Source organism: uncultured Thermosynechococcus sp., from assembly GCF_938074695.1.
Classification (GTDB): Bacteria; Cyanobacteriota; Cyanobacteriia; order Thermosynechococcales; family Thermosynechococcaceae; genus Thermosynechococcus.
Genome location: NZ_CALJEM010000031.1, coordinates 20,417 through 27,549 on the forward strand (window position 1 = coordinate 20,417; position 7,133 = coordinate 27,549).

The 7,133-nt window shown below is 53.8% G+C and carries 5 protein-coding genes; 1 reads left to right on the forward strand and 4 read right to left on the reverse strand.

The features are described 5' to 3' along the window. Positions 1-74: 74 nt before the first annotated feature. Entirely contained in the window at positions 75-4,055 is a 3,981-nt protein-coding gene (locus tag Q0683_RS05210) for a magnesium chelatase subunit H (RefSeq protein WP_298976622.1), read from the reverse strand. Positions 4,056-4,280: 225 nt separating this feature from the next. Beyond that, positions 4,281-4,946 (reverse strand): ABC transporter ATP-binding protein, encoded by a 666-nt coding sequence (locus tag Q0683_RS05215; protein ID WP_298976624.1) that lies wholly within the window; start codon positions 4,944-4,946, stop codon positions 4,281-4,283. A 16-nt stretch (positions 4,947-4,962) separates the two neighbouring features. On the opposite strand from Q0683_RS05215, the gene Q0683_RS05220 reads away from it, so the two are divergent. Continuing rightward, on the forward strand, positions 4,963-5,859 hold the full coding sequence (locus Q0683_RS05220) for a Sll0314/Alr1548 family TPR repeat-containing protein (protein ID WP_298976626.1): 897 nt from the start codon (positions 4,963-4,965) through the stop codon (positions 5,857-5,859). Here the strand turns inward: Q0683_RS05220 and Q0683_RS05225 are convergent. Both Q0683_RS05225 and Q0683_RS05230 read right to left on the reverse strand, forming a co-directional pair. Next, positions 5,856-6,200 (reverse strand): hypothetical protein, encoded by a 345-nt coding sequence (locus Q0683_RS05225; protein ID WP_298976628.1) that lies wholly within the window; start codon positions 6,198-6,200, stop codon positions 5,856-5,858. The two genes, Q0683_RS05220 and Q0683_RS05225, sit on opposite strands and share 4 nt — an antisense overlap. Before the next feature lie 115 nt (positions 6,201-6,315). Beyond that, the gene (locus Q0683_RS05230; protein WP_298976630.1) at positions 6,316-6,873 is read right to left on the reverse strand and encodes an FkbM family methyltransferase; all 558 of its coding nucleotides are present in this window, start codon (positions 6,871-6,873) and stop codon (positions 6,316-6,318) included. Positions 6,874-7,133: the final 260 nt, after the last annotated feature.

The following is a 7,133-nucleotide window of genomic DNA, read 5'->3' on the forward strand; positions in this document are numbered from 1 at the left end:
TTAGGGGTTCCGACCACATCGGCAACCAAATGAAAAGGGGGGAAGACCCCCCGCGGGCACAGCGTTAACGTTGTTTACTCAACTCCTTCAATTTTGTCCTCAACCTCTTGATAGAGTTGTCGCAGTAGTTGCAGATTGGCTTCACTGGTCTGCCAGTAGCCCCGGCCGTGGAGTTCGAGGAAGGTGCTCACCATTTTGCGGAAAGAGTGGGGATTGGTATTCAGCAGCCGCTGCCGCATCTGCTCATCGAGAATAAAGGTGGCATTCGCCTCCTCATAAACCCAGTTATCCACAGCCCCTGCGGTCGCAGACCAGCCCATTGTGTTTACCAGTCGTTTCGAGATCTCGCGCACCCCTTCGTAGCCGTGGGAGAGCATCCCCTCATACCACTTGGGATTCAGAAGCTTGGTACGGCTGTCGAGGCGAACGGTTTCCGAGAGGGTACGCACTTGGGCATTGGCCGTGGTGGTGTCGGCAATGTAGGCCTTGGGTTGCTTGCCGTCAGCTCGCAGTGCCCCCACTAGCTTAGTTGGGTCTGAGTCAAAGTAGTGGCTGACATCCGTGAGGCTAATTTCTGAGGAGTCGAGATTTTGGAATGTCACATCCACGGTTTTAAGAGCCGCTTCAAAGAGGGGCCGCGCCTGCTGCATTGTCCCCGGCGAATCTGCCGAGAAGGCAAAGGACTTGCGGGAGAGGTACATCTCTTGAAGCTCCGACTCCTGCTCCCAAGAACTATTTTCTACGGCGAGGTTGACATTGGCCGCGTAGGAACCAGAGGCATTGGTAAAGACCCGCGTCGCGGCTTGCCGCAGCTCAATCCCTAATTCTGAGGCCTGTTGCAGGGCGTGCTTGCGGATAAAGTTCAGCTCCAGGGGTTCATCGGCTTCAGCCGCCATTTTGATAGCTCGGTCAATGAGCGCCATCTGGTTGATAAATAGATCGCGGAATACTCCAGAGCAGTTGACCACAACATCAATGCGTGGCCGCCCCAGTTCCTCTAGGGGGATGAGTTCCACTTTGTTGACCCGTCCCAAGGAGTCGGGAAGTGGCCGTGCCCCCACCAGCCACAGCACTTGGGCAAGGGACTCGCCATAGGTTTTGATATTGTCTGTGCCCCAGAGCACCATGGCAATGGTTTCCGGCCATTGGTTGTTGTTTTCCGCCTTTTGCCGCGCGAGGAGGCGATCCACCACGACTTTGGCAGACTGCACAGCGGCGGCGGTGGGAATGGCCTGGGGATCTAAGGCGTGGATGTTTTTACCCGTCGGCAAGACCTCAGGGTTACGAATGGGATCGCCACCCGGTCCAGGGAGAATGTACTCACCTTCAAGGGCTTGTAGCAGTGCCCCCAGTTCATTGTCGGCCACAATCTGCTGCAAACAGAATTCCAGATACTCCATGAGGGGCTTGAGGGCAGCGGCATCCACGTGGGGATAGCCCGCCCCATGGAGAGCTTCCATCCATGGCTCTTTGCGTCCCATGTTGAAGAAGTTCAGCTTCGAGACCCGTGAGACACGACCATCGGCATCGGCTTGGGCTTGCACCAGCGCACGGACGGCGGCACGGGTTGCCTCGTTAATTTGGCGCAGTAGTTCAACGTCCGCCAGTACCCCGCGATCGCTATTCTGATAAATTTCGTCAATGTCTCGACCTAGGCTCTCGGCAATGAGCCGCGGCAGACTCTTGATACCCTCCTCAGGGCGATCCAAGCTGGCAATATTCACCAAGGTGGCCACTGCCTCTTCCGTTGTCGGTGGCTTACCAATGACGTGCAGGCCACAGGGCAAGAGGCGGCTTTCAATCTCCATCAGCTTGATATAGACCTTGCCCACGAGGGTATCCCGCTCCTCGGCACTGAGATCGGCAGCGTCCTTGTCGGGGAGGGCCACATCCTGATCGAGATTCACCATGCGGCATTTGTCCATGATTGTGTTCACAATCTGAACCCCCCGACCGCTGTCTTTGAGGGTTTGGTAGGAGCCAATCAGATCGCTGAGTTCCCGCAGTCCTTTGTAAAGACCTGCATTTTCCGCCGGCGGAGTGAGGTAGCTAATTGTGTTGGCATAGCTGCGGCGCTTGGCAATGGTAGCTTCCGAGGGGTTGTTGGCGGCGTAGTAGTAGAGGTTGGGAATACAGCCAATCAGATTGTCAGGATAGCAGTCCCCGGACATGCCCATCTGTTTACCCGGCATGAATTCCAAGGAGCCATGGGTGCCAAAGTGGAGCACCGCATCCGCTTGCCAAATGTGGTTGAGGAATGTGTAATAGGCAGCAAAACCATGATGGGGACTGGCGGAACGGGAGAAGAGCAACCGCATTGGATCGCCCTCGTAACCAAAGGTGGGCTGAACCCCAATAAAGACGTTGCCGTAGGCTTTGCCGTAAATCAGCAGGTTCTGGCCATCACTGTTCAGGTGCCCCGGCGGTTTACCCCAGTTTTCCTCCAGCCGTTTGGCGTAAGGGGTGAGGCGTTCGTATTCCGCTACACTCATGCGGTAGGCAATGTTGAGTTCAGGACTTCCCACTTGAGCATGGGGATCGTGGAGAATGTCTTGCATCAGAGCTTCGGCACTCTGCGGCATGTCCTGTACGTCATAGCCGTTGTTTTTCAGGGCTTCCATAACTTTGTAGATGGAGCCAAAAACATCCAAGTAGGCGGCTGTACCAACATTGCCTTTATCGGGCGGAAAGCTAAAGATGGTGATGGCAACTTTCTTTTCTACCTTGGGTTTGCGGCGCAGATTAGCCCACTTCAGTGCCCGCTGCACAATCATTTCCACACGATCTTGGAGGGCGATCGCCTTGCCGGTCATGCCATCCCGACCGGAGAGAATGATAGGCTCAATGGCCCCATCCAGTTCCGGGAGGGCAATTTGCAGTGCTACTTGAATGGGGTGCAGGCCCAGATCGCTGTCCTCCCATTCCTCGGTGGTTTGAAATACAAGGGGCAGTGTCACCATGTAGGGGCGGTTGAGTTTTTTTAGGGCTGCCACAGCTTTGGGATGATCCTGCTTGGCAGGGCCGCCCACAAGGGCAAAGCCGGTAAGGGACACCACCGTGTCAACAATGGGTTTTTCAGGGTTGACGGGATCGTAGAAGAATTTTTCCAGCGGCATCGAAAAGTCTAGCCCGCCGGAGAAGACGGGAATCACCCTTGCCCCTTGGGATTCAAATTCTTGGACAATCGCCACATAGTGGGCGTCATCGCCCGTAACAAGGTGGGTACGCTGCAAGAGCAGACCGATGGTGGGGGCGAGGGGATCTTTGAGATCGGCACCAATATCGCGGCGACTGTTGAACCAGTTGAGGTATTCTTTGAGATCCTCAAACATCTGGGGTGCCAAGGGGTGCCAAATGCCCGTGTCGGGATAGGTGATGGGTTCTTGGTAACTGAGGTGGCTATTGGGCTGACCCTTGAAGACGTAGCGATCGGCCAGCATTAAGAGAAAGTTTTGCAGGTTCTCCGGTGACCCCCCCAGCCAATACTGGAAGCTGAGCATGAAGTTGCGGGCATCTTGAGCTTTATCAATGGGGAGGTACTTCAGCACTTGGGGCAGGGTTCGCAGGAGTTTGAGCATGGCATCTTGGAAGCCAGCGCCTGATTTCTCCTTGCGCTTCTTCATAAAGTTGGCAATGACGCTCTTGGATTGGCCAATCTGAGCTAAGGAAAAACTGCCCATTTTGTTGAGGCGCATCACCTGCGGCAGGGAGGGGAAGACCACTGCTACATCAAGGCGATCGCGATAGGGCTGCACTGCCTCAACCACCTTATCGGCTAAGTCCTCGATGAAAATGAGGGAGGCAATAAACACATTCGCCCGCGCCACGTCTTCACAGAAGGCGGCATAGTTTTCAGGATTGCGCAGTTCCTCAAGGAGATAGCCACTGATTTCAATGGCCACCTGTGGATGGGTGTCGTTAATGCTGTGAACCGCTGCCGATAGCGCGCTCTGGTATTGGGCTTCAAGTACCACATACACCACTCGCAACAGCGATCGCCCATTCAACGCCGCTGGCGCGATATGCCGAATCGTGGACTTGACGTGGGTGAACATGCGTTCAAACTCCTTAGTAACGATCGAAACCAAACCCCAAGTGGGATGTACAGCTCCTTGTAACTGCGGGGAACCGATGCTGAGAGGCTCGTCTCCCCTGGCTGGATAGGTGTTAAGCGTCTTTTCTCTTTCCCCAACGGGCTGTACCTCTTGTGGTTGTAGCAGAAAATCAAGCTGTGGAGCGACTTTGCGCCTCTGTGGTAACAAATTGCAACGCTTTGCTACCTAAGTATTAAAACTTATTACAGAACTTGACTGTTGAGAAGTCAGTGGTATCAAACAACCGTTTGCCAATTGCCACGTGCGATCGCTAATCTCCCGCAGTTCGGTGGCCTCATGGGTCACCACAAGGAGGCTCCAGTGTTCCTTCAGGCGGCGCAGCACCTGTACCAATTGGCGGCGCATTGACCAATCCAGACCCGCTGTGGGTTCATCGAGCAAGAGCAGGTAGGGTTGGCGCACCAGTTGTACCGCAAGGGCAAGGCGACGCTGCTGACCGCCACTGAGGGATTCGGGGCGAGTGTGCAAAGGCAGGTGCTCCAAGCCAACATCCGCAAGGGCGCGGTAAAAATTCTCGTAGGGAATTTCCGGGTGACCAAAGCGCAGCTCTTCCAGAATGGTACTGCCGCAGAAGTAGCGATCCGGGAACTGAAAGACCAATCCGGCCAACTGTTGTAAATGCTCAGGTGTGAGAACCTGATCCTGCCATTGAATGATTCCGCGACTGGGGGTGGCCAGGCCCGCTAAAATCTCTAGTAGCGTAGTCTTGCCGGATCCACTGGGTCCGATAATCAATCCCAGTTCAGCCGTCCCCAGCTCTAAATTGATGTCCCGTAAAATGGGCTGAGGGGTAGCAGGGGGGTGGTAGCTGAGATGGCGAACTAAAAACAAGAGATAGACTCCGGAGGTGATAACCGTGCAAACCCGTCAACTGCGCCTATGGCAACGCTTTGCTCTCTATCTTAGTGGAGCGATCGCCCCTTGGGTACTCAGCACCGCTGCCCTTGCCAAAGATCCTTTCCGCACCGGCTCACAGGCACGTCCCATTTCAGATCAAACGGAAGCCGTTTTTGTGGCTCTCTTTCGCGATGGCAATTATGTCAAAGGGAAAGAGTTACTGCCTGCTGCCCTAGAGCGCGATCGCCAAGAACCGCTCACCCTGACCTTGGCTGCCGCCATTGCCTACCTGAATGAAGATTGGGCAGGATACAAACGCTATGCTGAGGAAACCCTCCGCGCTGCCCAAGCCCTTACCAAGCGGGATCCCCTGCGGGGAAATCTCTACCAAGCCGTGGGACATTTCCTGATGGCGGGCTATGAGATTTCCGCTGCTGGCGCAGGGCCTGTGGCCGGTGCCCCCGCCGCCCTATTGCGTGTACAGCAAATCTTAGATCATGTCGGGCGAGCTGAAGCGGTCAACCCTCGCGATCCGGAATTAAATCTGGTGCGGGGCTTTATGGAGTGGGGCATTGCCAGTAATGTCGGCTTTGTCAGCATGGATCGGGCAATTCAAACCCTGCAAACCTACGCTGCTCCCGATTACCTGAGTTATCGAGGTCTGGCCTTGGCCTATCGCGATCGCCAGCAGTGGCCGCAAGCTTTGAATGCGGTTGATCAAGCCTTGGCGGTGGCTCCCCATAATCCAGAACTGCTATACCTCAAAGCGCAGATTTTAGCCGCCAGTGGCAATCGATCCGAGGCACAGCAGTACTTCCAGCAAGCCCTTGCCAAACAAAACCAATTGCCACGGGGCATTCGCGAGGAAATTCAGCAGTTTAGCCGCCGCATTTTGCCTCAGAGCTAGGGTACTGGCTGAGACAGCGCTTGCACAATGGGTAGGTCAGTGATATCAGTACTGATCACAGGTTTCGCTTGCTCTAAAATGGCAAAAATTTCAGAACGGCAGTTCCACTGGGGAGTTTCGCCGTATCGAAGGGTGAGTTGGGTCAAGATTTCTAAGGCATAATCAGGGAAGTCCAGGGCATCGGCAATTGCTGCTAGCTTTAATAGGTGCTCTGGGGTTTGTAGATGGGCATTGTGTTGCCGTTGGTCGTCACCGAGCAAATCCCGCAAGTAGATTGCGTCAGCCCATAGAAGTTGGCCTGCGCGGCGCTGCGACTGAAAAGGTGAGAGGTAGCGAGGCAATCGGCACCAACCATCATGGGTCAGTAAGTCAAAAAGTACAAATCCTTGGGACCGTAAATAGGCATCAACATCCCCAAAAAGCGGCTGCCCCCTATAAACTTCCGAAAACTCAACTTCAACAATGACGGCTAAAGTACTTCCTGCTAAAAGAGATGGCTAAAGTACTTGCTGCTAAAAGATGTTGACCGCCTTGCAAAACATCCAGGTCTGCGCCTTGGACATCCACCTTGAGCACCTCTACACTCTCCAGCCCCTCAGTTTGGGCAAATGCATCTAGTGTTGTTGTTTCCACTTGAACGGTTGCTGCAACACCTAAGCCGGGGTTGAATCCTTGAAACCGTGATGTATAGCTCAAATTCGGTTCATACAAGGAACTACAGTGAACTGCATTGGTAATGTACAGGGTTGATTCACCCACCTGTTTCCCAAGAGCAAGGGGATAGTGGCGCTCAAACCAAGTAATTCCTTGGGCTTCTAGGGCAGCATTTGCTGCATCACAGGCCTCTGGATCGGCATCAAAACCATAAATTCTCAAATTGGGTGCAAAAATATGCCATGGGGATTGGCCATAATCATCGTCACGATAAATTTTGCGAGAACCGGCAATGCACAAGGTTAAGGAAATCAGATCGAGCTTTCCTGCAGATTTTAAGATGTTGTTAATGAGTCCCATGGCAGAACAATATTTCTAAAGGTCAATCACAATTCTGAGTTAATTCTAGTCCAGTGATTAAGTGTGCTGTCCTTGGGACAATGCTGTACCGCTGCTGTGCGACGATAAGGATAAGCAGCCAAAACTTTGGAGAACTTCCCTCGCCCCATGATTGATGAACTCTTGGAACTCTCACCCAACTGGGGACTGGATACCCTGTTGTTGCTGGTGGTGTTGTTGGCCCTAGAAGCGGTTCTTTCGGCAGACAATGCGATCGCCCT

Excerpts from the sequence above, each read along its gene's own strand:
- Q0683_RS05210 (WP_298976622.1), bottom strand. The coding sequence starts at position 4,055 with ATGTTCACCCACGTCAAGTCCACGATTCGGCATATCGCGCCAGCGGCG.
- Q0683_RS05230 (WP_298976630.1), bottom strand. The coding sequence starts at position 6,873 with ATGGGACTCATTAACAACATCTTAAAATCTGCAGGAAAGCTCGATCTG.